This window comes from Flavobacterium sp. T12S277, assembly GCF_048514875.1.
In the GTDB taxonomy this organism is placed as follows: Bacteria; Bacteroidota; Bacteroidia; order Flavobacteriales; family Flavobacteriaceae; genus Flavobacterium.
On record NZ_JBLYEG010000003.1, the window covers coordinates 200,538 to 224,893 of the forward strand.

The 24,356-nt window shown below is 36.0% G+C and carries 17 protein-coding genes; 10 read left to right on the plus strand and 7 right to left on the minus strand.

What is annotated here, in order from left to right; genetic code table 11:
* The first annotated feature begins 157 nt into the window (after positions 1 to 157).
* The 5 genes from ACN1CN_RS07160 (at position 158) to ACN1CN_RS07180 (ending at position 10,169) form a co-directional block, all read left to right on the plus strand.
* Complete coding sequence (locus tag ACN1CN_RS07160) at positions 158 to 2,893, plus strand: M16 family metallopeptidase (RefSeq protein WP_419135158.1); 2,736 nt, start codon at positions 158 to 160, stop codon at positions 2,891 to 2,893.
* Between the two features lie 388 nt (positions 2,894 to 3,281).
* The gene (gene gyrB, locus ACN1CN_RS07165) at positions 3,282 to 5,222 is read left to right on the plus strand and encodes a DNA topoisomerase (ATP-hydrolyzing) subunit B (protein ID WP_173966966.1); all 1,941 of its coding nucleotides are present in this window, start codon (positions 3,282 to 3,284) and stop codon (positions 5,220 to 5,222) included.
* A 113-nt stretch (positions 5,223 to 5,335) separates the two neighbouring features.
* Positions 5,336 to 6,271, plus strand: a complete 936-nt coding sequence (gene mdh / locus ACN1CN_RS07170; protein WP_264523258.1) for a malate dehydrogenase — start codon at positions 5,336 to 5,338, stop codon at positions 6,269 to 6,271.
* Positions 6,272 to 6,498: 227 nt separating this feature from the next.
* Positions 6,499 to 9,471 (plus strand): protein translocase subunit SecDF, encoded by a 2,973-nt coding sequence (gene secDF / locus ACN1CN_RS07175; protein ID WP_264523259.1) that lies wholly within the window; start codon positions 6,499 to 6,501, stop codon positions 9,469 to 9,471.
* Between the two features lie 83 nt (positions 9,472 to 9,554).
* Positions 9,555 to 10,169, plus strand: a complete 615-nt coding sequence (locus ACN1CN_RS07180) for an acyloxyacyl hydrolase (protein ID WP_419135159.1) — start codon at positions 9,555 to 9,557, stop codon at positions 10,167 to 10,169.
* A 57-nt stretch (positions 10,170 to 10,226) separates the two neighbouring features.
* On the opposite strand, the gene lgt is transcribed toward ACN1CN_RS07180, so the two are convergent.
* From lgt to ACN1CN_RS07210, 6 genes are all read right to left on the minus strand, one after another.
* Positions 10,227 to 11,159, minus strand: coding sequence for a prolipoprotein diacylglyceryl transferase (lgt, locus tag ACN1CN_RS07185; protein WP_419135160.1), 933 nt, complete (start codon positions 11,157 to 11,159; stop codon positions 10,227 to 10,229).
* 65 nt (positions 11,160 to 11,224) lie between these two features.
* Entirely contained in the window at positions 11,225 to 11,464 is a 240-nt protein-coding gene (yidD, locus tag ACN1CN_RS07190) for a membrane protein insertion efficiency factor YidD (protein ID WP_070906973.1), read from the minus strand.
* A gap of 22 nt (positions 11,465 to 11,486) precedes the next feature.
* Positions 11,487 to 12,965, minus strand: a complete 1,479-nt coding sequence (cysS, locus tag ACN1CN_RS07195) for a cysteine--tRNA ligase (protein ID WP_419135161.1) — start codon at positions 12,963 to 12,965, stop codon at positions 11,487 to 11,489.
* A gap of 106 nt (positions 12,966 to 13,071) precedes the next feature.
* A complete protein-coding gene (locus tag ACN1CN_RS07200; protein ID WP_419135162.1) occupies positions 13,072 to 13,437 on the minus strand; it encodes a four helix bundle protein in 366 nt (121 codons plus the stop codon).
* 86 nt (positions 13,438 to 13,523) lie between these two features.
* Positions 13,524 to 14,195, minus strand: a complete 672-nt coding sequence (gene folE / locus ACN1CN_RS07205; RefSeq protein WP_264523263.1) for a GTP cyclohydrolase I FolE — start codon at positions 14,193 to 14,195, stop codon at positions 13,524 to 13,526.
* Between the two features lie 202 nt (positions 14,196 to 14,397).
* A complete protein-coding gene (locus ACN1CN_RS07210; protein WP_264523264.1) occupies positions 14,398 to 15,594 on the minus strand; it encodes a pyridoxal phosphate-dependent aminotransferase in 1,197 nt (398 codons plus the stop codon).
* 122 nt (positions 15,595 to 15,716) lie between these two features.
* Between ACN1CN_RS07210 and ACN1CN_RS07215 the strand changes: the two genes are divergently transcribed.
* The 5 genes from ACN1CN_RS07215 to ACN1CN_RS07235 all read left to right on the plus strand — a co-directional run bounded on the left by ACN1CN_RS07215 (position 15,717) and on the right by ACN1CN_RS07235 (position 23,604).
* On the plus strand, positions 15,717 to 17,042 hold the full coding sequence (locus tag ACN1CN_RS07215) for a PDZ domain-containing protein (RefSeq protein ID WP_419135163.1): 1,326 nt from the start codon (positions 15,717 to 15,719) through the stop codon (positions 17,040 to 17,042).
* A 149-nt stretch (positions 17,043 to 17,191) separates the two neighbouring features.
* Entirely contained in the window at positions 17,192 to 19,831 is a 2,640-nt protein-coding gene (locus tag ACN1CN_RS07220) for a gliding motility-associated C-terminal domain-containing protein (protein ID WP_419135164.1), read from the plus strand.
* A 33-nt stretch (positions 19,832 to 19,864) separates the two neighbouring features.
* Complete coding sequence (locus ACN1CN_RS07225; RefSeq protein WP_419135165.1) at positions 19,865 to 20,800, plus strand: type IX secretion system membrane protein PorP/SprF; 936 nt, start codon at positions 19,865 to 19,867, stop codon at positions 20,798 to 20,800.
* Between the two features lie 10 nt (positions 20,801 to 20,810).
* The gene (locus ACN1CN_RS07230; protein WP_419135166.1) at positions 20,811 to 22,976 is read left to right on the plus strand and encodes an OmpA family protein; all 2,166 of its coding nucleotides are present in this window, start codon (positions 20,811 to 20,813) and stop codon (positions 22,974 to 22,976) included.
* Between the two features lie 142 nt (positions 22,977 to 23,118).
* Positions 23,119 to 23,604 carry a hypothetical protein gene (locus ACN1CN_RS07235; protein ID WP_419135167.1) on the plus strand — a complete coding sequence of 162 codons (486 nt, stop codon included), beginning with the start codon at positions 23,119 to 23,121 and terminating at the stop codon, positions 23,602 to 23,604.
* A 121-nt stretch (positions 23,605 to 23,725) separates the two neighbouring features.
* Here the strand turns inward: ACN1CN_RS07235 and ACN1CN_RS07240 are convergent, their stop codons facing one another.
* Positions 23,726 to 24,106 carry a DUF1573 domain-containing protein gene (locus tag ACN1CN_RS07240; RefSeq protein WP_264523270.1) on the minus strand — a complete coding sequence of 127 codons (381 nt, stop codon included), beginning with the start codon at positions 24,104 to 24,106 and terminating at the stop codon, positions 23,726 to 23,728.
* Between the last annotated feature and the right edge of the window lie 250 nt (positions 24,107 to 24,356).

Below are 24,356 nucleotides of genomic sequence, written 5' to 3' on the forward strand. Positions count from 1 at the left end.
TAAATTAATATAAAAAATCCGGAAAGATATTTAATAGATCTCTCCGGATTTTTTTTGTGATATAAATTTCTAAAAACCATGTTAATACGATGCAGCCTGTTTAGGAAAAATACTATATTTGGCTACCATTAAAAACTAACCTTATTTAAAATTACCTATGAGAAATTTATTGTTTAGTAGTATTTTATGCTGCTCATTTGCGTCCTTAAGTGCTGTTTATGCACAAAAGGCTGACGTGCCAAAGTATATTAAAAATGTTGAAGGAGTCAAAGAGTATTCCTTAAATAACGGATTGAAAGTTCTTTTAATTCCGGATGCCTCGCAAAGTAATATGGTTGTAAATATTGTTTACAATGTGGGCTCCAGAAATGAGGGGTACGGAGAGAAGGGGATGGCCCATTTATTAGAACACATGCTTTTTAAAAGTACGAAGAATTTAGGAGATATCAAAAAAATGCTTTCCGAAAAAGGAGGGGCTGCCAATGGAACCACTTGGTTAGACCGTACTAATTATTATGAAGTTTTCCCATCCAGTGATGAAAATCTGAAATGGAGTATTGAAATGGAAGCAGACCGAATGATCAATGCGACCATTTTACAAACAGATTTAGATAAGGAGTTTTCTGTAGTTAGAAACGAGTTTGAAATAGGCGAAAACAACCCTGACGGTGTTTTGCAGGAAAGAGTACTTTCTGCGGCTTATTTATGGCACAATTACGGAAAAAGTACCATCGGAAGTAAAGAAGATATTGAGCGCGTAAAGGCAAAAACATTACGCGTTTTCTACGAAAAGTACTATCAGCCGGACAACTCAACTTTAATAATTGCCGGAAAATTTGATGAGAAAAAAGCTTTGCAATACGTAGGTCAGTATTTTGGTAGTATTCCAAAACCGAAAAGAGTTTTAGATAAAACCTATACCATAGAGCCTGCGCAGGATGGTGAAAAATATGTGGAGTTGAAAAGAGCGGGTGACAGTAAAAATATTGGCGCTTTATACCATACTGCAGCTTACGCAGACAAAGATTATGCTGCCATTGATGCTTTGGGCGAGATTTTAACGGCCGATCCATCAGGTTATTTGTATAAAGCTTTAGTTGAAACTCAAAAAATATCCAGTATTTATTATTGGCAGCCGACCACCAGAGATGCTAGTTTTGTGTACTTTGGAGTAGCTGTTCCTAATGACAAAGATGTTGTAGCGACAAAAGAATTAGTGAGAGCCGAATTGGATAAAATAGGAGCTATTAAATATACAGACGAAGATGTAAGCAGAGCTAAGGCTAAACTGATCAAGCAAATTGAAGGAATAAAAAACAACACTGTTTCTTTTGCTATTAATCTTACCGAAATTATTGGAGCAGGAGATTACAGATTAGGATTTTTATACAGGGATGCAATCGAAAATCTGACGAAAGAAGACGTACAAAGAGTTGCAGAGAAATATTTTAAAAGCAATAACAGAACCGTTGGAGTATTCATTCCTTCAAAAGACGAACAAAGAGTTAAGCCGGTAGAGTATACAGACGAACAATTGTTAGCCTTTACTAAAGATTACAAAGGGAAAGCTCTTGAAAAAGAAGCGGCTCCGTTTGAAGCTTCTATCAAGAATTTAAAACAAAATTTTGTAGAAGGAAAGTTGAGCAATGGTGCAAAGTATGGCTTGATTAAAAAAGAAATCAAAGGAGGAAAAGTTCAGGCAAGCTTTAAATTTCCGGTAAGTAATGAAAAGGATTTAGCCGGAAAATCAGATGTAGGGGCTATTTTGGCTCAGTTGTTAAAAACGGGTACTACTAGCAGAACAAAAGAGCAAATCAGTGATCGTTTAGATCAATTGAAGTCAAGTTTGTATTTTGATTTTTCAGAACAAACCTTGTCCGTAACGGTTCATACCTACAAAGAAAATTTTAAAGAAGTAATGGATATTTTAGGAGATCTGCTGGTTAATGCTACTTTTCCTCAAAATGAGCTAACGAAAACGATTAGCGAATACAACACCTACTTAGAATCGAGTTTAAACGATCCTCGTTCTGTGGCATTTATAGAACTTTCAAGACAAACTTCTAAATATTCGAAAGAGAGTATTTTTTATACGTCAACTGTTCAGGAGCAAATGGACGCTTACAAAAAGATAAAACAAACCGAAATTGTTGATTTCTATAAAAACATTTTAGGAGGAAACAACGGAGTTGGAACTGTAGTTGGAGATTTAGACGCTAAATCGACCGCTCAGATTTTAGAGAGTACTTTTGGAAAATGGAATTCGAAATCAAAGTATGAAAAGGCAGTACCTGTATTTTTCGAAACTCAGAAAGCAGACAAAGACTATATCACACCGGATAAGGAAAATGCCGTTGCGGTAGGGAAAATTAGTTTTAAAATGAATCAGAAAGATGCTGAATACCCGGCATTTGTAATGGCAAATGAAATTTTAGGAAGCGGAGGCTTTTTGACTGCCAGAATTCCGATGCGATTGAGAGAAAAAGAAGGAATCAGTTATGGAGCAGGATCTTTTGTAAATGTACCCATTACAAATGATGTTGCTTATTGGGCCTACTACGCTTTCTTAAATCCAACGAAAAAAAATGCAGTTGAAGTTGCTGCCAAAGAGGAAATTGCTAAAGCATTAAAAGACGGTTTTACGGCCGAAGAATTAAAAACAAATTTGGTAAGCTGGCTTAATGAAAGAAAAACCAGATTAGGTGATGACGGAACTTTAGCAACTTTGACAAATACCTATCTGCAATACGGAATTCCTTTGGAAGATTATGATACTCTTGAAAGTAAAGTAAAAGCACTAAAAGTAGAAGAGGTAAATGCTGTGGTGAGAAAGTATATAAGCTTAGACAAAATGACTTCTATTTATGCAGGAGATTTTAATAAGAAACAATAAAGTTTAGGGGATTTAAATTCCAAAATTGAAATTCCAAATTCCAATTTTTAGGGATTTAAAATTTATAGAAACCGAAATGCATTTTATAATGTTATTTCGGTTTTTTTATGCTGTTTGAAAAATAATTTAGGTTTTATAAATGCAATTGAATTTTTTACCGCCTTTTTAATTTTTGGAATTTAGAATTTGAAAAAAAATGGAATTTGGAATTTGAATTTTGGAATTTAAGAAATTTTGAATTTAAGTCTTCTTTTAGGCTTATTTTTGGGTTTTTAAGACAATTGTGTTAATAACTTACCCGCTTTAAATGGTAATTTAACGGATATATAATTTGCGTTTTTATATATTTGCGTGTTAGACAATAAATACATTTTTTAGAATAAATTATATGAGCGAAGAAATCAAGAAGAACAATTATTCAGCAGATAGTATTCAGGCATTAGAAGGAATGGAGCACGTAAGAATGCGTCCATCGATGTATATTGGAGATGTGGGGGTTCGAGGGCTACATCATTTGGTTTATGAGGTTGTTGATAACTCTATTGATGAGGCGATGGGAGGACATTGTGATACCATTGGTGTTGCAATAAACGAAGACGGATCAGTAACAGTTGAAGATAACGGTCGTGGTATTCCAGTTGATTTACATAAAAAAGAAGGAGTTTCGGCGCTTGAGGTTGTAATGACTAAAATTGGTGCCGGGGGTAAATTTGATAAAGATTCTTATAAAGTTTCCGGAGGTTTGCACGGGGTTGGGGTTTCGGTTGTAAATGCCCTTTCCGTTCACATGAAGTCTACCGTTTTTAGAGAAGGAAAAATCTACGAGCAGGAGTACGAAAGAGGAAAATCATTATATCCGGTAAAACAAATCGGAGAAACAGATAAAAGAGGTACACGTCAGACATTTTACCCTGATAACACCATCTTTACTCAAACTACAGAGTTCTCTTATGATACTTTATCAGCTCGTATGCGTGAGCTTTCTTTCTTAAACAAAGGAATCACCATTACATTTACGGATAAAAGAGAAGTAGATGAAAAAGGAGAATTTAAAAGCGAAGTGTTTCATTCAGATGAAGGTCTTAAAGAATACATTCGTTATTTAGATGGTAACCGTGAGCCAATTATTTCGCACGTAATCAGCATGGATCACGAAAAAGGTGAGATTCCGGTTGAGGTTGCTTTGATTTACAACACCAGTTATACCGAGAATATTTTCTCTTATGTAAATAACATCAACACACACGAAGGAGGAACGCATTTACAAGGTTTTAGAAGTGGTTTGACAAGAACCCTGAAAAAATATGCAGATGCATCCGGAATGTTGGATAAGTTGAAATTCGAAATTGCGGGAGATGACTTCCGTGAAGGATTAACCGCTATTATTTCGGTAAAAGTGGCAGAGCCTCAATTCGAAGGTCAGACCAAAACAAAATTAGGAAACAGAGAAGTAGTTTCTCCGGTTTCTCAGGCTGTTGGAGAAATGTTAGAGAACTATTTGGAAGAAAATCCAAATGATGCCCGAATCATTATCCAAAAAGTAATTCTGGCTGCTCAAGCCCGTCACGCTGCTAAAAAAGCGCGTGAAATGGTACAGCGTAAAACCGTAATGGGTGGCGGTGGATTGCCAGGAAAACTATCCGATTGTTCGGAGCAGGATCCTGCAAGATGTGAGGTTTACTTAGTCGAGGGAGATTCGGCTGGTGGAACAGCAAAACAAGGTCGTGATCGTAACTTTCAGGCGATTTTACCATTGCGTGGTAAGATTCTGAATGTAGAGAAAGCGATGCATCATAAAGTATTCGAAAACGAAGAGATTCGTAACATCTTTACCGCTTTGGGAGTTACCGTTGGTACAGCAGAAGACAGTAAAGCTTTGAATCTTGAAAAACTAAGATACCACAAAGTAATCATCATGTGTGATGCGGATGTCGATGGTAGTCACATTTCTACCTTAATATTAACATTCTTCTTCCGTTTCATGAAAGAGTTGATCGAAGAAGGTCACGTTTATATCGCTGCACCACCTTTATACTTAGTTAAAAAAGGAAACAAAAAAGAATATGCGTGGAATGATGTTCAACGCGATCAGGCCAATGAGAGAATGGGTGGAAGCGCCGCGATTCAGCGTTATAAAGGTCTTGGAGAGATGAACGCGGAACAATTGTGGGAAACAACAATGGATCCGAACTTCAGAACTTTACGTCAGGTAACCATTGACAGTCTGGCTGAAGCCGACAGAGTTTTCTCTATGCTTATGGGGGATGAAGTACCACCACGTAGAGAATTTATCGAGAAAAATGCAGTTTACGCTAATATCGATGCGTAATAAATTTTAATCATCAATTCGTTTAATTGTTTAAATTTACTTAAACGATTAAACGAATTGTCGATTTATCAAATACACAAACAAATTAATTAATAACCGATAAAGTATAAAATATGAAAGTTACCATTGTAGGAGCAGGAAATGTTGGAGCTACATGTGCAGATGTTATTTCTTATAGAGGAATTGCTAGCGAAGTAGTGTTGTTGGATATTAAAGAAGGTTTTGCCGAAGGGAAAGCGTTGGATATTATGCAATGCGCCACAAATACAGGTTTTAATACCAAAGTATCTGGGGTGACCAATGATTATTCTAAAACTGCCGGAAGTGATGTAGTAGTCATCACATCAGGAATTCCAAGAAAACCAGGAATGACTCGTGAAGAATTAATAGGTATAAATGCAGGAATTGTAAAAACAGTTGCCGAAAATGTATTGAAACATTCTCCGGACACTATAATAGTTGTGGTTTCTAATCCGATGGATACAATGACGTATTTAGCATTGAAATCTACCGGAGTACCAAAAAACAGAATTATTGGTATGGGTGGAGCTTTAGATAGTTCACGTTTCAGAACCTATCTTTCTTTGGCTTTGGATAAACCGGCTAACGATATTTCGGCAATGGTTATTGGTGGTCATGGTGATACAACGATGATTCCGTTAACCCGTTTAGCGTCTTATAATGGAATTCCGGTAAGCGAATTTCTTTCAGAAGAAGCCTTACAAAAAGTAGCTGCTGACACTATGGTTGGAGGAGCAACTCTTACAGGTCTTTTGGGAACATCGGCCTGGTATGCGCCAGGGGCTTCTGTGGCTTATTTGGTAGACAGTATTTTAAATGATCAGAAAAAAATGATCGCCTGTTCTGTTTTTGTGGAAGGAGAGTATGGACAAGAGGATATCTGCATAGGAGTGCCATGTATAATTGGTAAAAACGGAGTAGAAGAAATTTTAGACATTCAGTTAAACGATCAGGAAAAAGAGCTGTTTGCAAAAAGTGCAGCTGCGGTCAGAAGCATGAATGATGCTCTAAAATCGATTTTAGTATAACGAATTTCGTAAAAAAAGGAAAAGGCTGCACTTTTGCAGTCTTTTTTTTGAGATTAATTAATAAATAAATTGGTTAATCTTTTCGTTAATTATATATTTGCTCGGTTTAAAAAAAATGTTGTAATTCGTGATCTCGATTTTTTAGTTTTAAAAACTCACGTCAGGGCTTATTTTATGGGACTTTAAAACAAAAACAAACAATAAAACATAATTAATTTTTAGTAATAATGCAGAATAAAGGACTTATTAAATTTTTCGCAATTCTATTTGCATTGGTAAGTATTTACCAACTCTCGTTCACTTTTGTGGCCAATAACGTCAAAAGTGAAGCTAAAGCTTTTGCAGGAGATAATCCTGATAAAGAATTAAAATATTTAGATTCTATTGGAAAAGAGAAAGTGTTAAACCTTGGTTTTACTGATTTTACTTATAATGAAGTAAAAAACAAACAACTTAACAAAGGTCTTGACTTAGAAGGAGGAATCAACGTGATTCTTCAAATTTCGGTTAAAGACGTTTTGAAAGGATTAGCAAACAATTCTAAAAATCCAGTATTTAATAAATCATTAGCTGATGCAACTGCAAATTTAGAAGGAAACAAAACCTATTTAAATAAGTTCTTTGAAGCTTTTGAGGCTAACTCAAAAGGGACAGTGAAATTAGCTTCACCTGATATTTTTGCAAACAGAAGTTTACAAGGAGAAGGTGGTGTAGATTTTCAAATGTCTGATGCGCAAGTACAAAAAGTAATTAAGAAAAAAGTAGATGAGTCTATCGAAAGTGCTTACAAAGTACTTAGAGAGCGTATCGACAAATTTGGTGTAACGCAACCAAACATCCAAAAATTAGGAGAAACAGGAAGAATCTTAGTAGAGCTTCCAGGGGCTAAGGATGTAGACAGAATCAAAAAATTATTAGGAGGAAAAGCTCAGTTAGAGTTTTGGGAGACTTTTAAAATCGAAGAAATCGGTAACTTTTTAGTAGCGACTAACGAAGCTTTAAAAAAGACTGAAATCAAAAAAACAGAGACTAAAACTGTTGTTAAAGATTCATTAAATGCATTATTAACGGATAACGCTAAAGATTCAGTAGATACTAAAAAAGGAAACAACCCATTATTTGACAAAATGTTAGGTCAGGGTGGTGGACCAGTTTTAGGATACTTTGCTCCTAAAGATACAGCTACTGTAAACAACTATTTTAAAAGAGCTGACATCAGAATTTTATTGGGTGCTGACCAACACAATGCAAAATTTGTGTGGAGTAAACCAACTACTATTAAAGATGCAAAAGGAAAAGATATTGAAGCAGTTGAATTATATGCTTTAAAAGGAAACAGAGACAATGTTCCTGCAATGAGCGGTGGTGTTGTTACAGATGCAAAAGATACATTTGACCAATTAGGAAAACCAGCTGTTTCTATGCAAATGAACAGCCAGGGAGCTAAAGTTTGGGAAGAATTAACAGGAAGAGCATTCTCTCAAAAAGGATATATTGCTATTGTTTTAGATAATATCGTTTACTCTGCGCCAGGTGTTACAAGTGGACCAATTGCAGGTGGAAGATCTGAAATTACAGGTTCTTTTGATGTAGCGGAAACTAAAGATTTAGCTAACGTATTAAACGCAGGTAAATTACCAGCTTCTGCAGATATTATTCAGTCAACAGTTGTAGGGCCATCTTTAGGTCAGGCTGCAATTGATGCAGGTACAATTTCTTCTGTATTAGGATTTTTATTAGTTTGTTTATGGATGGTGTTCTATTATGGTAAAGCAGGTTGGTATGCTAACCTTGCCTTATTATTGAACTTACTTTTCTTATTTGGAATTATGGCAAGTTTTGGTTTTGTATTAACATTACCAGGTATTGCAGGTATCGTATTAACATTAGGTACAGCGGTAGATGCGAACATTATTATATTTGAAAGAGCTAAAGAAGAATTACGTGAAGGAAAATCATTGTCAGAAGCAGTTGTAGCTTCTTACGGATGGCACGGAGCAATGCGTTCTATTATCGACGCAAACGTTACTCACGTTTTAACTGGTGCGATCTTATTCATTTTTGGTACAGGACCAATTAAAGGTTTTGCTTTAACATTATTGATTGGTATCGTAACTTCATTGTTTACTTCAATCTTTATTGCAAGAATTTTTATTGACAGAAACATTGCTGGAAAAGGAGATTTAACATTCTCTACAAACATTACTAAAAACTGGTTTACAAACTTCCACTTTGACTTTATTAAGATTAAGAAATTTACTTACATCTTCTCTTCAATTGTAGTTGTAGTGAGTTTAGTTTCTATCTTCTTCGTAAACGGATTAGATGAAGGTGTTGATTTTGTTGGAGGAAGAACATTCCAGGTGAAATTTGAAAAACCAATTGATGCTACTGTAGTATCAGATGAATTATCTGCTTCTTTTGGTACTCCGGTTGAGGCTAAAATTTTAGGTGATGATGATCAGTTGAAAATCACAACTAAATATAAAATTAAAGAAGACGGTGTAGCTGTTGATGAAGAAGTGAATCAAATTTTATACAAGTCGTTAGCGAAATATTTCCCTAACACTTCTTATGAAAAATTCATCAACTCATTTGATGGTAAGAGAATTGGAGTAGTGCAACAATCTAAAGTTGGAGCTTCTATTTCTGAGGATATCAAAACAAACTCTTACTGGGCTGTATTAGGTGCAATGGCAGTTATTTTCTTATACTTAATGATCTCTTTCCGTAAATGGCAATATTCATTAGGTGCGATTGCAGCGGTAGCGCATGACGTTATCTTTGTATTAGGAATCTACTCTTTATGTTATAAATTCATGCCTTTCCACATGGAAATGGATCAGCACTTTATTGCGGCTATCCTTACTGTAATTGGTTACTCTATGAACGATACTGTAATTGTATTTGACAGAATTAGAGAGTTTATCATCGGAAACCGTAAAGGAAGTTTTGAAGATATCGTAAACGCATCTATTAACACTACATTGTCAAGAACGTTGAATACGTCATTAATGATGATCATCGTATTATTAACAATGTTTATCTTTGGTGGAGAATCTATCAGAGGATTTATCTTTGCCATGTTAATTGGTATTGTGGTAGGAACTTATTCATCATTATTTATTGCTACACCAGTATTGGTTGATACAATTTCAAGTGATGATAAACACACAATCGAAGACAAGCACAACGCATAATTAAATGCTTAAGTTATAGAAAAAGATCCGGTGAAAACCGGATCTTTTTTTTGTTATATTTAGTTTAGTAAAAAGAAGTGCCTATGAGTAGAAAACTACTATTGTTTTTAATTATTTTTTTTGGCGTATTTAAGGTTTCAGGGCAAGTTAAAAAGGAAAAACTGGCGCTGGGTGTTAACTATGGTTTTGGCAGTGAGTTTAACAACAGAAACTATACTTTTACCAATCAATTTTATAAAATTGAGTTGTACTACCGGGTAAAAGAAACACGGCATTTTCAGTTTGAAATTTTAATTCAGCCGGAAGTTAATTTTGGAAGGCACCAATTGTTGAACTTTTATTTTGTAAAACCAGAAGAGCCGGATTATCTTGAAAAGAGAGAAGAATATACCAAGCTGAAAGACGTACATGAGTATGTGTTAAATCTTGGTTTTTTAGTCAGAAAGCCGATTGGTAAGGTTTTTTCGGTTTATGCTTTAGGAAGTATTGGGCCTCTGATAACGGACCGGGACACCGAAAGATTGTCGGCGGGTTTTGCTTTTGCAGATGTTTTTGCGCTGGGTTTCTCGGTTCAAGCAGAACAGCTACGGTTTGATATTCGTTCAGGGATTCGGCACGTCTCAAACGCCGGACTAAATAGTGAAAACGCAGGATTTAACACGCGAAATATTGAATTTGGTATTTCGTATTGTTTGTAAAAAGAAACGCCCGATATTGGACATATCGGGCGTTTCTTTTGTTTTTTTGTATTGTTATTAAGATTCCGCTAAAGGATTTCTTTGTGCTCTTATGATAAAGAAAAGGCCAATAATAATAAACGGAATGCTTAGCCATTGTCCGGTGGAGAAAAGGCCTAATTCGTTCTCAAATCCACCCTGACTTTCTTTTACAAATTCAACGACAAAACGTACTGCAAATAAAAGAACCAGGAACAGTCCGAACAATAATCCTGATTTCAGTCTGGCATTCGTTTTCCAGTATAAGAAAAACAAAACAGCAAAAACAAATACATATAAAATTGCTTCATACAATTGTGTTGGGTGTTTTGCCGGAACCTGAGCCAGTAAGTCAGCAAATTTAGGATCGGTTGCAATAGCAGTATAAGCCGCTTTTGGATCTGCTATTTGCGTAGCATTTACCGCTTCGTTTTTGCTGAATTGATCGTGTAAAAAACGAATTCCGAAAGCAGAAGTCGTTTCATGTCCGATAATTTCAGAATTGAAAAAGTTTCCTAAACGAACAAAAATAGCGCCACTGGCAACCGGAATTACCACACGGTCCAAAATCCATAATAAAGGACGTTTGAGGATCATTTTGCTGTAATAATACATCGCAACAATAATGGCAATAGCAGCACCATGGCTGGCTAATCCCTGAAAGCCGGTAAATTCGAATTTTGGTTCAAATCTAACCGGTAAAAATATCTCAAGTAGGTGATTTCTAAAATATTCCCAATCGTAGAATAAAACATGTCCTAAGCGGGCGCCTATTAAAGTTGCCAGAACAGTCCAGACAAATAAAGAATCCAGTTTGTCAATAGATTCGTTTTCGCGTTCGAAGATTTTTTTCATTAAAAACCATCCTAAACCGAAGGCAATTACAAACATTAAGCTGTAGTAGCGAATCATAAAAAAACCTAAATCGATTCCTTCTGAAGGATTCCAAACAATATTTAAGGGCTGTGTCATGTATTGTTGTTTTTGAGTATTTGGTAAAAATAAATATTAAAAATGGAGTTCTACTTTATAAAAAGTTAATGTTTATGTGAACATTTTTTCTCCGGAACGGGATCGTAACCGGTTCTTCCCCAAGGGTGACAGCTTAGGATTCTTTTCATGCCGAGGTATCCTCCATAAAACAAACCATGTGTTTGCAGGGCCTGAATCATATAAGTAGAGCACGTTGGTTCAAATCTGCAACTCGCCGGAGTAAAAGGCGATATTGCAGATTGATAAAAGCGGACTAATAAAACAAATGGAGTGATTACTTTCATGGTTTATTAGAGAGTGATTGTGTTATATCGAGAAACTTGTTCCTTCTTTTCCGTCTTTCAACTGAATGCCCAGGGCAATCAACTGATCGCGAATTTGATCTGAAAGAGCAAAGTCTTTATCGGCTCTGGCTTGATTTCTCATTCCGATAAGCATATTGACAGTTCCTGCTAATTTATCGGTATTTCCGTCTGCGGCCTTGTCACTGGTCAAACCTAAAACATCAAAAACAAAAGCATTAATTGTAGTTGTGAAAGTGTTTAAGTCTTCAGCCGACAGGGTTTCTTTTTTCTCTTTTAATAAATTGATGTAACGAACCGCTTCAAATAATTGCGCAATCAGGATTGGCGTATTAAAATCGTCATTCATCGCATCGTAGCACAATTGTTTCCATGATGCAACGTCGATAGAGCTTGTTGCGTCTGCTGTAAGAGACGGTAAAGCATCTACGGCTTCCATTAATCTTTTATATCCTTTTTCAGCAGCCACAATAGCATCATCAGAAAAATCTAAAATACTTCTGTAATGCGCCTGTAGCATAAAGAAACGGGTTACTGATGCCGAAAAAGCTTTGCTTAAAAAGGCATTGTCTCCGCTCAAAATCTCTCCCGGTAAAATGTTATTTCCGGTTGATTTTGCCATTTTCTTTCCGTTCAAAGTCAGCATATTGGCGTGCATCCAGTAGTTTACCGGAGACTGACCTGTACAAGCTTCGTTTTGAGCGATTTCACACTCATGGTGTGGGAATTTCAAATCCATTCCACCTCCGTGAATGTCAAAATGATTGCCCAGATATTTGGTACTCATGGCTGTACATTCTAAATGCCAGCCCGGAAAACCATCACTCCACGGTGAAGGCCATCTCATGATATGTTGGGGTTCTGCCTTTTTCCAAAGCGCAAAATCCTGTGGGTTTCTTTTGTCCGATTGTCCATCAAGATCACGAGTGTTGGCTAACATATCTTCGATGTTTCGGCCGCTTAAAACTCCGTAATTGTTGGTTTCGTTATATTTTACAACATCAAAATAAACCGATCCGTTGGCTTCATAACCAATTCCGGTCGCGATGATTTTTTTAACGATTTCGATTTGCTCGATAATGTGTCCCGTAGCAGTTGGTTCGATACTAGGCGGTAGAAAGTTGAACGATTTCAGAATATCGTGAAAATCTACCGTATAACGCTGCACCACTTCCATTGGTTCTAATTGTTCCAATCGTGCTTTCTTGGCAATTTTGTCTTCGCCTTCGTCAACGTCGTCTACAATATGTCCAACATCAGTAATGTTACGCACGTATCTTACTTTGTAATCAAGGTGTAAAAAATACCTGAATATCACATCAAAAGACATGAAAGTTCTAACATTTCCTAAGTGTACATTGCTATAAACCGTAGGTCCGCAAACATACATTCCAACGTTTCCTTCATGTATAGGGTTGAAATTTTCTTTTTCACCCGAAAGTGAATTGTATATTTTTAGATGTTGAGCTGTGTATAAAGGCATTTGTTTGTTGTTTAATCGTTTATTTGTTTAACCGTTTATTTTTTATTGTTCAATCGTTTATTTGTTGCTTGTTTAATCGTGTAAACGTTTTGTAATTACTTAAGTCTTATTCTTTGGAAAGATAATACTTTTTTAAGCTGTTTATCTGATTGCAAATTTTTTCAATTTTCTCACGTGATTCGATGTAATCAATGTCAGATATGTAATTTAAATCTTTTGCAATGATCAGATGGTTTAAAGTTTCCATTGCCGATGCGTATGAAATCGTCAGGAAATGAGCTTTGTCTTTATTCGAATTTCTCGAAGTTTCTTCTGCAATATTTGTCGCAATTGAAGAAGAGCTTCTCTTGATTTGAGAAGTTATTCCGAATAGTTCATTTGATGGAAATTTACCAGTTAATTTATAAATATCCAAAATTAATCCTCTGGCGTTTTGCCAAACTTCTAACTTTTCAAATGAAAAAACGTACATTATTTTCTGTTTAATTGTTGATTTTTTGAATCGCAGACGTAGGACCAGGCCAAGCAATTAAACAAATTAACGATTTACCGGTTCAACTAAAATTGCGTATCTAATTTAATATAGTCTAAAAGTTCTCTTTTAGTTTGCGGATCTTTAAATCTACCACCAAATTCAGAAGTTACGGTACTGCTTTCGATATCTTTGATTCCTCTTGAGTTTACACAAAGGTGTTTGGCGTCGATAACGCAGGCTACGTCTTCGGTTCCAAGTGCTTTTTGTAATTCCTGAACAATTTGCATGGTTAAACGCTCCTGAACCTGAGGTCTTTTAGCGTAGTATTCTACGATACGGTTCATTTTGGATAAACCAATAACTCTTCCGTTAGAAATATAAGCCACATGCGCTCTTCCGATAATTGGTAATAAATGGTGCTCACAGGTAGAATAAACTGTAATGTTTTTCTCTACCAGCATTTCACCGTATTTGTAATTATTGTCAAAAGTAGAAGCTTTTGGCTGTCTTGAAGGGTTAAGACCTCCAAAAATCTCTTTTACAAACATTTTTGCTACTCGGTTTGGAGTACCTTTTATGCTGTCATCTGTCAAGTCCATTCCCAGAGTTTGGAGAATGTTTTCAACATCTTTTTTTATCTTTTCTATTTTTTCGTCATCACTTAAGTCAAAAGCGTCCTGTCTTAAAGGATTTTTTGCATTACTGCTAAAATGATTGTCTCCTATTTCGTCTAAAAAATCTTCGTTATTTATCATTAAAAACTTACTATTAGTATGGGTATTTCTTTTTAAGGCGGTAAAGATAATTAATAAATAGGAAATCTTTTCTATGGTTTTTACTATTTAATCACTCCTTTTGGTATATAATTTAAATTGTTTCCAAAATGTGGTTTCTTTAAAATGCAAAAGACAATAACACAGGCTGTTATTGTCTTTTGAAAGTTTTGGTTTTGTATTATTATTTCTTGTTGTAAACCAAAAGAGCCTCTTTTAAAATGTTTACAGCAGTAATTAAATCTTTTTTATTTAAAACATAGGCAATTCTTACCTGATTGAGCCCCATTCCCGGAGTCGAGTAAAATCCGGCCGCGGGAGCCACCATCACCGTTTCGCCATTAAGATCATAACTTTCTAAAAGCCATTGTGCAAAATCTTCAGAATTGTCAATAGGCAATTGTGCGATGCAGTAAAAAGCTCCCTTTGGTTTCGTTACAATTACACCTTCGATTTTGTTTAATTCAGCAATCAAAGTGTCACGGCGTCCTTTGTACTCGGTAATAACCTCGTCAAAATAACTTTGCGGAGTATCTATTGCGGCTTCACAGGCAATTTGTTCAATTGTTGGCGGACTCAAACGTGCCTGCGCAAATTTCATTACGGTTGCCAGGACTTCTTTATTTTTGGTTACCAGACATCCAATTCGGGCGCCACACATGCTGTAACGTTTAGAAACCGAATCGACCATAATTACATTTTGCTGAACCTCTTCGAGATTCATTACCGAAAAATGTTTATCGTCTCCATCGTACAAAAATTCGCGATACACTTCGTCAGCAATCAGGTATAAATCATGTTTTTTGATTAAGCCTGCGAGCTGTCTGATTTCTTCTTCAGAGTATAAATATCCCGTTGGATTTCCCGGGTTACAGATTAATATGGCCTTTGTTTTTGGCGTAATCAATTGCTCGACTGTATCAATGCTTGGTAAAGCAAAGGCACTTTCGATAGTTGAAATTACGGGAATTACTGTCGCACTTGTTGAAGATGCAAAAGCATGGTAATTAGCATAAAAAGGCTCAGGGATGATGATTTCATCTCCCGGATCCGTAATCGTGGCCAGTGCAAATAATAAGGCTTCAGAGCCACCAGTGGTTACAATGATGTCTTCTGAGTTTACATTTACGTTTTGGCGCTGGTAAAATTGAGCTAATTTTTTTCTATAACTTTCATATCCGGCTGACGGACTGTATTCTATAAGAGTTAAATCAATGTTTTTTACCGCCTCGATGGCCACTTCGGGTGTCTTGATATCCGGTTGACCAATGTTTAAATGATACACTTTCTTTCCTTTTTGCTTTGCAAGGTCTGCATAAGGAGCTAGTTTACGTATCGGTGATTCGGGCATGTTTCTGCCTTTGTGAGAAATTGTTGGCATGAGTTTTCTTATTGAAGTGCAAATTTGCATTTTTTTTTCGAATTTAACGTAAACATTACGGGTACTTATTAATTTGTAGTAATTATCGATATTTTTAGTAATTTTATCTTAAAATTTTATCAATGAAAAAACATTTCATGTTGTTTTTTGGGCTTTTGACAGCTTTTGCACTTCACGCGCAAGAAGATTTCCAAATCGAAAACCACGCTTCAAAGGTTACTATACCTTTCAAATTAATTAATAATCTGGTTTTTATTCCGATAAAAGTAAACGGAGTAGAACTAAATTTCTTGCTGGATTCCGGTGTGGAAGAAACCATTTTGTTTAGCATGGAAGAAAGGCAGGAAGTTAGTTTTAAAAATGTTCAGAAGATTAAATTGAGAGGTTTAGGAAGTGAAGAAGAAATAGAAGGCTTAAAATCGACCAATAATATACTGGAAAGCCATGGTTTGAAATCCAATAACCATTTGTTGTATGTGATTTTGGATCAAACTTTTAATTTGTCATCGCATATCGGAATTCCGGTGAATGGTATTATTGGATATAAATTTTTCAGAAACAATCTGGTGGAGATCAATTATCAAAAAAAGAAGGTCTACGTTCACCAAAACAATGAAGAACTCCGTAAAAAACTCAATAAGAAATTTAAAGCCGTTCCTATTACCGTTGAAAGAGCGAAGCCCTATCTTTATTCTACCGCTCTTGTAGACAGTGTCGTGATACCGGCAAAAATGCTAATTGATATTGGTAACAGTGATGCTTTCTGGATTTTTCAGAATAATAAAATTAAGCTTCCTAAAAAGAATTTTCCTGATTTTTTAGGAAAAGGTTTTAGTGGTGATATAGAGGGACATCGAGCCAAAATCGAGAAGTTTTCTATAGATGAGTTTGATTTCAAACATCCGATTGTCGCTTTTCCCGATTCAAGCTCGGTTCGAAATGTAAAAATGGTACCCGATCGTATAGGCTCCGTTGGCGGTGAAATTTTAAAACGATTTACATTGGTAATGGACTATGCCGGTAAAACCATGTACCTTAAAAAAAATAGTAAATTTTCAGAACCCTTTACCTACAATAAAAGCGGTATAACAGTCCAGCACAATGGACTTCAATGGGTTCAGGAAACAGTTCATCTGGAAACCGTAAAGGTTATTTCTTCAATAGAAGATGCGGGTTATACTAATAAAAAAAATGATGACTTCCGATATAAATTTTCATTAAAACCGGTTTACGAAATTGTAAACATTCGCAAAAAATCAGCTGCAGAACGATGTGGATTGAAAGTAGGGGATGTCATTGTCCGAATCAATCACACGCTTCCCTATAAATACACTTTGCAACAGATAAACTTACTTTTAAAGTCTGAAGAAGATGTGTGGGTAGAGCTGGAAGTAGAAAGAAACAGCCTGCTTTTAAAATTCAAATTTAAACTGGAAGATGAATTGTAAAAAGAGGTAAATACTAAATTTTAGTAAAACAAGAATAGTCATTTTTAGCTTGGGTGTATTTTGTAAAGATTTAATTATTAAAGCAGACTTCAAGTGTTTAATAAACATTATTATTTTGTTATGTTTGTAGAAAATATAATTGGGAGTCTATGGTAAAAAAATACACTAATTTCTTGCAGTTTGTATCGTTTTTAATCGCCTTTTTGGTTTGGACTCCAAAAATTCAGGCACAATGTGCGGGTACCGATGCTCAAAAAATAATTTGTGATATCGAAAATCCGGTTAATCAGTCGATTTCTTTATTTGCACTATTGGGCGGGACACCGACTCCGGGAGGTACCTGGACAGATACTAATAATTTAAGAGGTTTGAATCCCGCTACAGGAATGTTAAATGCTCAGCTTATTTCAAGTGGGGGGACTTACCAATATACTTATACCGTAACAGCAGCAGGATGTACTGTAAATAAAGCAACCGTAACTTTAATTATTGGAGCATATTCCGGAATTGGAACTGAAGCTACAATCTGTAATGACAGAGGGGAGTATAATCTTTTTACCGTATTTAATAGTGCAGTTATGGGGCCGCATTCCAACGGAACATGGAGAGATAGCGCCGGTCAGATTGTAAGATCTACGTTTACGGTACCAAAGGTACAAGTGAAGACAACTTATAATTTTACTTATACCGTACCGCCCGTACTGGAATGTGAAACGGCACCACTTACTTCTGCAGTGGAGGTAACGGTTGTAAGGAAGCCCGAAGCCGGAACTCCATCAAATAAAGATTTATGCGGCACGACTGACCTTGGACCTTATACTAATTTTGATCTGCACGATCTGCTTTCCGGGGAAGATATGGGGGGAAGATGGAGTGGACCAGGTATAACTTTGCCGGGAGACCACTCGGTTAATCTTCAGCAATTGTTTAATGCGTCCGGACCGGGAGAGTACATGTATACCTACACTGTTTTTGCAGTTCCGAATCAGAATATCTGTCAAAATGATGTTGAAACAGTAATCATTACACTGGAAAAGAGATTAGATTTTACAGGCGCGAAGTTAGAAGTAGATTCAGATATTTGTGAAGATAAAATTACAACGGCATCGTATACCGCAAAAATTACACAAGGGCCGCAAATGATTCCGAATGGAGAATATGAAGTTCAATATAATATTACAGGACCTACTGTTGCATCGGCAACTGTAAAGGCTAATTTTACCAATGGGGTATTGGTATTTCCGCTTAATTCTAATTATTTTAGGCAAATAGGCACATTTAGCGTTGCGGTAACCAGTATTATAGCAACCGCAGGTAAAAAATTATGTACCAATATAATCGGTAATTTATCGGATGATCTAGTCATTAGTCCATTGCCGCGATTAGATGGTGCCGTATTGACAACCACTCCAGTCTGCCAGAATCAGCCAGCGACAGTTCAGATTTCAAATGCTTCATTATTGACTAATGGAAATTACAGGATTACTTACAATCTGACGGGAGATAATGTTGTTACCGGAAGAACAGTAAATATTGCAGTTTCCGGTGGCAATGCCAACTTTGTAATTCCGGCGAGTTTAAATGTAAAAAGCGGGTCGTCAGCAATTACGATAACAAGTATCACAGACATTACCAATCCGACTCCTCAATGTTCGAATGTGGCCAATGTAAAAGGAAATCAGGGTATTAATCCTCTACCAGATGGATCAACTGTTGTTGTACAGGTTGAAAACTTTTGTTTTGGAGAGCCTGTCCTGGTTAATGTTTCGGGATTAGGAAATTTAACTGACGTTACGCTCTCTTACACACTTTCCGGTGATAATGCTTCGGTATTACAAATGGTTGCTTTAGCAGTTGCAAACGGAAAAGCTACTTTTGTTATTCCTCAGGAATTGCTTTTGAATACCGGTGCTTCAGTAATTATAGCGCGTAATTTGAAGAACAACACAACATTATGTGATGTTAATTTAAATAATGTATTGGATACTTTTATCATAAATACAATTCCGAACGCTCCACTTTCAGTAAGCCCGCAGGAATTTTGTAAAGTAGAAAGAGCAGTAATTGCAAATTTAACTCCGCGTGGAGCTCAGTACAAATGGTATAGTTCTGCAACGTCAACGACGCCACTTGCGAGTACTTATGTTTTAAAATCGGAACAGTTGTATTTGAGAGAGACTTCGGCTGCAAATTGTACATCAGCACCAACTTTAGTTTCGGTGGTAGTAAACGATACACCGGCTCCGACTTTAAATTCGGGAGGAGAAAATTTTTGCGGCTTAAAAAATCCTACTATTGCAGATCTGTCTAAAGCAACCAATGTTTCTTCAACAGTTGCCTGGTATGATGCAGAAAATAATGGAAACTTATTGGCTTCGACAACAGTACTTAAAGACAAAGTAACCTACTATGGTTTTGATCTTTCGACTGTCACAGATTGTATTTCGGATAATTATTTGGGGGTTACTGTTTCTTTATTCGATTGTAATCCCGAAGAATATACCTTCTTTATTCCGGACGGATTTTCGCCAAATGGAGACAATGTAAACGATACTTTCAGGATTCCGGATATAGAATTTTTATATCCTGATTACACGCTGGAAATTTTCAATAGATATGGAAATGTGATGTTTAAAGGAAATAAAAACAAACCCAATTGGGACGGGAAAAATTCGGAAGCAGCTGGTTTTGGTGACGGAATCGCGCCAAACGGGGTCTATTTTTATGTTGTTAATTTTAATAAAGACAACAGACGCCCACAACAAGGCCGACTTTACCTGAACCGATAATTTCCTTTTTACACTATTTAATATAAGTTTCAAATGAAGAAAGTACTACTTTTTATAAGTTTCCTCTTTTACATTGCTTCAGCCTCAGCACAGCAGGATCCGGAATATACCCATTATATGTACAATATGAGTGTGGTAAATCCTGCATACGCTACAGGAGTTCCTGCAATGATGAATTTTGGAGGATTGTACCGAACCCAATGGGTGGGAGCTGTTGGCGCACCCAAGACTTTTACCTTTTTTGGACATACGGCATTAAGCGATAAAATTGAAGTAGGCCTGTCGTTGGTTTCAGATGATATTGGTGATGGTGCTAAAAAAGAAAATAATTTTTATGCTGATTTTGCTTATGTCTTAAACCTGGGTGGAAAAAATAAACTTTCGCTGGGATTAAAGGCCGGATTTACGTCTCTTCAAACTAATTTTAACGGGTTTGTTTTAGAAAGCGGTGATACTGCTACAGATTTGGCTTTCGCTCAAAATATAAACGTCACCAAACCCAATATTGGAGTGGGAGCTTATTATTTCAGGGATAATTTTTATGTTGGATTGTCGGTTCCGAATTTGTTGAGCAGCAAACATATCGAAGAAAAATCGGGAATTAATGCTTACGGATCAGAAGCGATTCATACCTTTTTAACTGCCGGATATGTTTTTCAAATCAATGATAAGGTCAAGCTGAAACCCGCATTTATGTCAAGATTTGTTCCGGGAGCGCCTGTTGCTGTAGACCTGACGGCAAATGTTTTGTACAACAATAAATTTGAATTGGGAGCTGCTTATCGAATAAACGATGCGGTGAGTGCTTTAGTGAACATAAATGTAACACCAACTTTAAGAGTGGGGTATGCCTACGATCATACTTTATCCAATATGGGCAGGTTTAACTCTGGCACGCACGAAATTATGCTGCTTTTTGATTTAGATCTGTTAGGAAAAGGATATGATAAATCGCCAAGATTCTTTTAAAATGAAAAATATGAAAAAACTACTCGTTATTGTATTCGTATTTTCAATACAGTTTATAAGTGCTCAGGATTTTGAATTGGCCAGAGCCAAACGATTTTTTGATAAAACCCATTACAGCGAAGCTATTACTTTGTATGAGAAATTAGCAGAGAATAAACCTTCGCAGGAAGTGATAAAAAATTTAGCGGACTCTTATTTTTATACGAACGATTTGATAAAAGCCCAGCGTTACTACAGGCTTTTGATTCAAAATTACAGTAATGATTTAGATCGGAATTATTATTTCAGATATGCGCAAACTTTAAAAGCAAGCGAAAGTTATGCCGATGCCAATGCAGCTTTAAAAGAATATTATGCAAAATCAGGTAACGCTGACGCTGTTTCTAATTTTGAAAAAGACCTTAAGTTTTTAGAAAATGTTTCAGCAATCGGGAAGCGTTACGAACTTAAAAATCTGGCGATCAATACACCTAATTCAGAGTTTGGGGCTGTAAAATACAAAGATAATCTGGTTTTTGCGGGTGTAAAGTTAAAACCGGGATTGCTGGATAAAAAGTTCAAATGGGACAATGAAACTTATTTGAATCTGGTTACGATCCCTTTAAAAAACAGCAATTCGGCTGATTCTATTGTGCATTATTTTGCCAAAGAACTAAAAACAGGGATGCACGAGGCCAATGCGGTTTTTACAAAAGACGGTAAAACGATTTACTTTACACGCAACAATTCAAAGAACAAAAGCAAGAAAACAAACGAGCAGAAAATTTCGAATCTTCAAATTTTTAAAGCCGAACTGGTTGAAGGAAAATGGACTAATATAGTAGCGCTTCCGTTTAATAGTTCGGAATATTCGGTTGAACATCCGGCGCTGAGTGCCGATGAAAAGGTATTGTATTTTGCCTCAGATATGCCGGGAACTTTAGGTTCGTTTGATATTTATTCGGTCAATATTAATAAAGGTGCATTTGATACACCCCGAAATCTAGGCCCGACAATTAATACAGATAAAAGAGAGCAATTTCCTTTTGTTTCAAACGATCAAAAACTTTATTTCTCGTCTGACGGGCATTTAGGTTACGGCTCATTGGATGTTTTTGTTTCTGAAATTAATGGGAACGACTACAGTAAACCTGTAAATGTTGGTTTGCCTTTGAATTCAAATCGGGATGATTTTTCGTTTAACATCGATTCCGATACCAAAGAAGGTTATTTTGCCTCCAACAGAGAGGGCGGAAAAGGGAGTGACGATATTTATCAAATTAAAGAAATCAAAGCTTTACTGGTAGAAGATTGTAAACAATTTATTGTGGGGGTTATTACGGATATCGATACCAAATTGCCTCTGGAAAATGCAGTTGTGACCTTAAAGGATTCCGATGGAAAGGTTTTGAGCACAACGACAACTGCCACAGCTGGGAAATTTAATTTTACCGTTGTCTGTGAAAGTACGTTTACTGTTTTGGGCGCTAAGGAAGGTTATACAAGTGAGTCGAGAACAGTGTCTTCGGGAACAACCAGAGAGGCAAGTCATGATGCTTCTATGGCATTAAAATCTTTGGAAGTGCTAAAACAGGAAGAACTGCTGATTGCTGAAACAAAAAAGAAAGAAGAGCTGCAAATTGCCGAAATCAAAAAGAAAGAGGAAGAAATTGAAACCAAGCGAAGAAAAGAAAAAGAAGCTCTGGCGATTATTGCTTTAAAAGAAGCCGATAAAAAAGCGAAAGCCGAAGAAATTACAGCGGGGGAAATCAGAAAGAAAGAAAAAATAGCTCAGATTATTGCACAGGAAAAAGATGTGGTCAAAGACAATAAAGGAAGGTTAATTATAAAAACAGATCCGATTTACTTTGATTATAATTTGTGGTACATCCGAAAAGAATCTAAAGTAGTATTGGGCCGTGTGGTAGAATTAATGAAGAAATATCCCGACATGGTAATCGAAATAGGATCGCATACAGATTCAAGAGGGAATGAGAAGTTTAATGCCAATTTGTCTCAGAAAAGAGCCAGTTCAACCAGAGATTTTATAATAGAATCGGGTATCAATGCCAAAAGGGTTGAGGCTAAAGGATACGGAGAATCAGTACCTATAATAAAATGTCAGCCTGATGAGGCCTGTTCAGAAGAAGAACATGAATTGAACAGAAGAAGTGAATTTGTAATTAAGAATTTATAAACAGAGCGGCTGTACCAGGCTCGCAGGTTCTTGAAATCCTGCGGTTTTGGTTTTACAGTTAAAATTTTAATTTAGAAGCCTTTTTTTGGCTTCTTTTTTATTTAATTTTATAGAATAACAATGATCTTTAAAAAATATAATTATGAAAAAATTAGTGGTATCCTGCTTGCTTGTGACTTGTGTCGGACTTCAAAGCTGTAAAGACAATGAAAAACAGAAAGCGGCCGAAGCAGCTAAGGTAGCTGCTGAAACCATCGTGAGTACAGAATGTTATAAAGCCATATATGAAAAAGATACAATCGATTTAAAAGTAAACACGCTAAAAAATGGAAAGATAAGTGGTAACATGACTATGAAAGTTGCCGCGGCAACAGAAAGAGTAGGGGAACTTGCGGGAGAGTTTCACGGAGATACCTTATTTGCCGATTATACTTTTAAAGAGGTTACCAATAAGAATAAAACCTTTAAAAACCCAATGGCATTTTTAAAGAAGGATAATAAACTTATTTTGGGTAACGGAACCATGCAGACGACTATGGGAGTAACTTATTTGGTAAAAGACAAACCTATCGATTTTGACCGTGTAAAGTATAAATTTGATGTTGCAGCTTGTGCAGAGAAAAAATAATAACCTCTCAAAACAAATCCCACAGGTTTTTGAAACCTGTGGGATTTAGGTTAAAAATGCGGATAAAAAAAACCGCTTCTTAATTTGAGAAGCGGTTTTACTATTTTTAGATTTTAGTTTTTTATAAAACTTCACCTTTAATTTTTAAGGCTACTCTACCGTCAGGATAGTTTACGGCATTGGTTTCAACAGTAATTGTTTTACGGATCGGACCGGCAACCATGTTGTATTTTACATCAATTTTACCTGTTTTACCTGGCATAATTGCTGCTGCGGGTTTGGTAACAACTATAGAACTTACGGTCGATTCGGCACCTGTAATCAAAAGTGGTGCGTCACCTGTGTTGGTAAATTCAAAAGATCTAACTCCGTTGTCACTTTTAGAAATTTTTCCATAATCAATTGTATTGTCTTGGGCTGCAAATTCAATTTTTGGGCCGTTTTGTGCATAACTTATTGTGCTAAACAATACGACTGCAATAAAAGAGGCTACATTTTTCATTTGAAATTTATTTTAAGTTGTAAGTAAATATACATTCTTTTAATTAACACACAAATTATTAATTCGCTTTTTATAGTGTACTTAATTATTTACTTTTGCTGTCAGTAATGATTACAAAAATTGAACCAGTTTTTCTGTTTTATTGTTTAATCGTTTAACCGTTTAATCGACTGATGATTAGTAAAAGCTGTGATTGCAGTAAAAAACGATTAAACAAATACGGGAATAACGACTAAACAAATACACGAAT

Coding starts and splice junctions, on each gene's coding strand:
- ACN1CN_RS07180 (WP_419135159.1), top strand. CDS start 9,555: ATGAGTAGAAAACTACTATTGTTTTTAATTATTTTTTTTGGCGTATTT.
- gyrB (WP_173966966.1), top strand. CDS start 3,282: ATGAGCGAAGAAATCAAGAAGAACAATTATTCAGCAGATAGTATTCAG.
- ACN1CN_RS07215 (WP_419135163.1), top strand. CDS start 15,717: ATGAAAAAACATTTCATGTTGTTTTTTGGGCTTTTGACAGCTTTTGCA.
- ACN1CN_RS07220 (WP_419135164.1), top strand. CDS start 17,192: ATGGTAAAAAAATACACTAATTTCTTGCAGTTTGTATCGTTTTTAATC.
- ACN1CN_RS07240 (WP_264523270.1), bottom strand. CDS start 24,106: ATGAAAAATGTAGCCTCTTTTATTGCAGTCGTATTGTTTAGCACAATA.
- ACN1CN_RS07235 (WP_419135167.1), top strand. CDS start 23,119: ATGAAAAAATTAGTGGTATCCTGCTTGCTTGTGACTTGTGTCGGACTT.
- mdh (WP_264523258.1), top strand. CDS start 5,336: ATGAAAGTTACCATTGTAGGAGCAGGAAATGTTGGAGCTACATGTGCA.
- secDF (WP_264523259.1), top strand. CDS start 6,499: ATGCAGAATAAAGGACTTATTAAATTTTTCGCAATTCTATTTGCATTG.
- ACN1CN_RS07230 (WP_419135166.1), top strand. CDS start 20,811: ATGAAAAAACTACTCGTTATTGTATTCGTATTTTCAATACAGTTTATA.
- ACN1CN_RS07160 (WP_419135158.1), top strand. CDS start 158: ATGAGAAATTTATTGTTTAGTAGTATTTTATGCTGCTCATTTGCGTCC.
- folE (WP_264523263.1), bottom strand. CDS start 14,195: ATGATAAATAACGAAGATTTTTTAGACGAAATAGGAGACAATCATTTT.
- cysS (WP_419135161.1), bottom strand. CDS start 12,965: ATGCCTTTATACACAGCTCAACATCTAAAAATATACAATTCACTTTCG.
- ACN1CN_RS07225 (WP_419135165.1), top strand. CDS start 19,865: ATGAAGAAAGTACTACTTTTTATAAGTTTCCTCTTTTACATTGCTTCA.
- lgt (WP_419135160.1), bottom strand. CDS start 11,159: ATGACACAGCCCTTAAATATTGTTTGGAATCCTTCAGAAGGAATCGAT.
- yidD (WP_070906973.1), bottom strand. CDS start 11,464: ATGAAAGTAATCACTCCATTTGTTTTATTAGTCCGCTTTTATCAATCT.
- ACN1CN_RS07200 (WP_419135162.1), bottom strand. CDS start 13,437: ATGTACGTTTTTTCATTTGAAAAGTTAGAAGTTTGGCAAAACGCCAGA.
- ACN1CN_RS07210 (WP_264523264.1), bottom strand. CDS start 15,594: ATGCCAACAATTTCTCACAAAGGCAGAAACATGCCCGAATCACCGATA.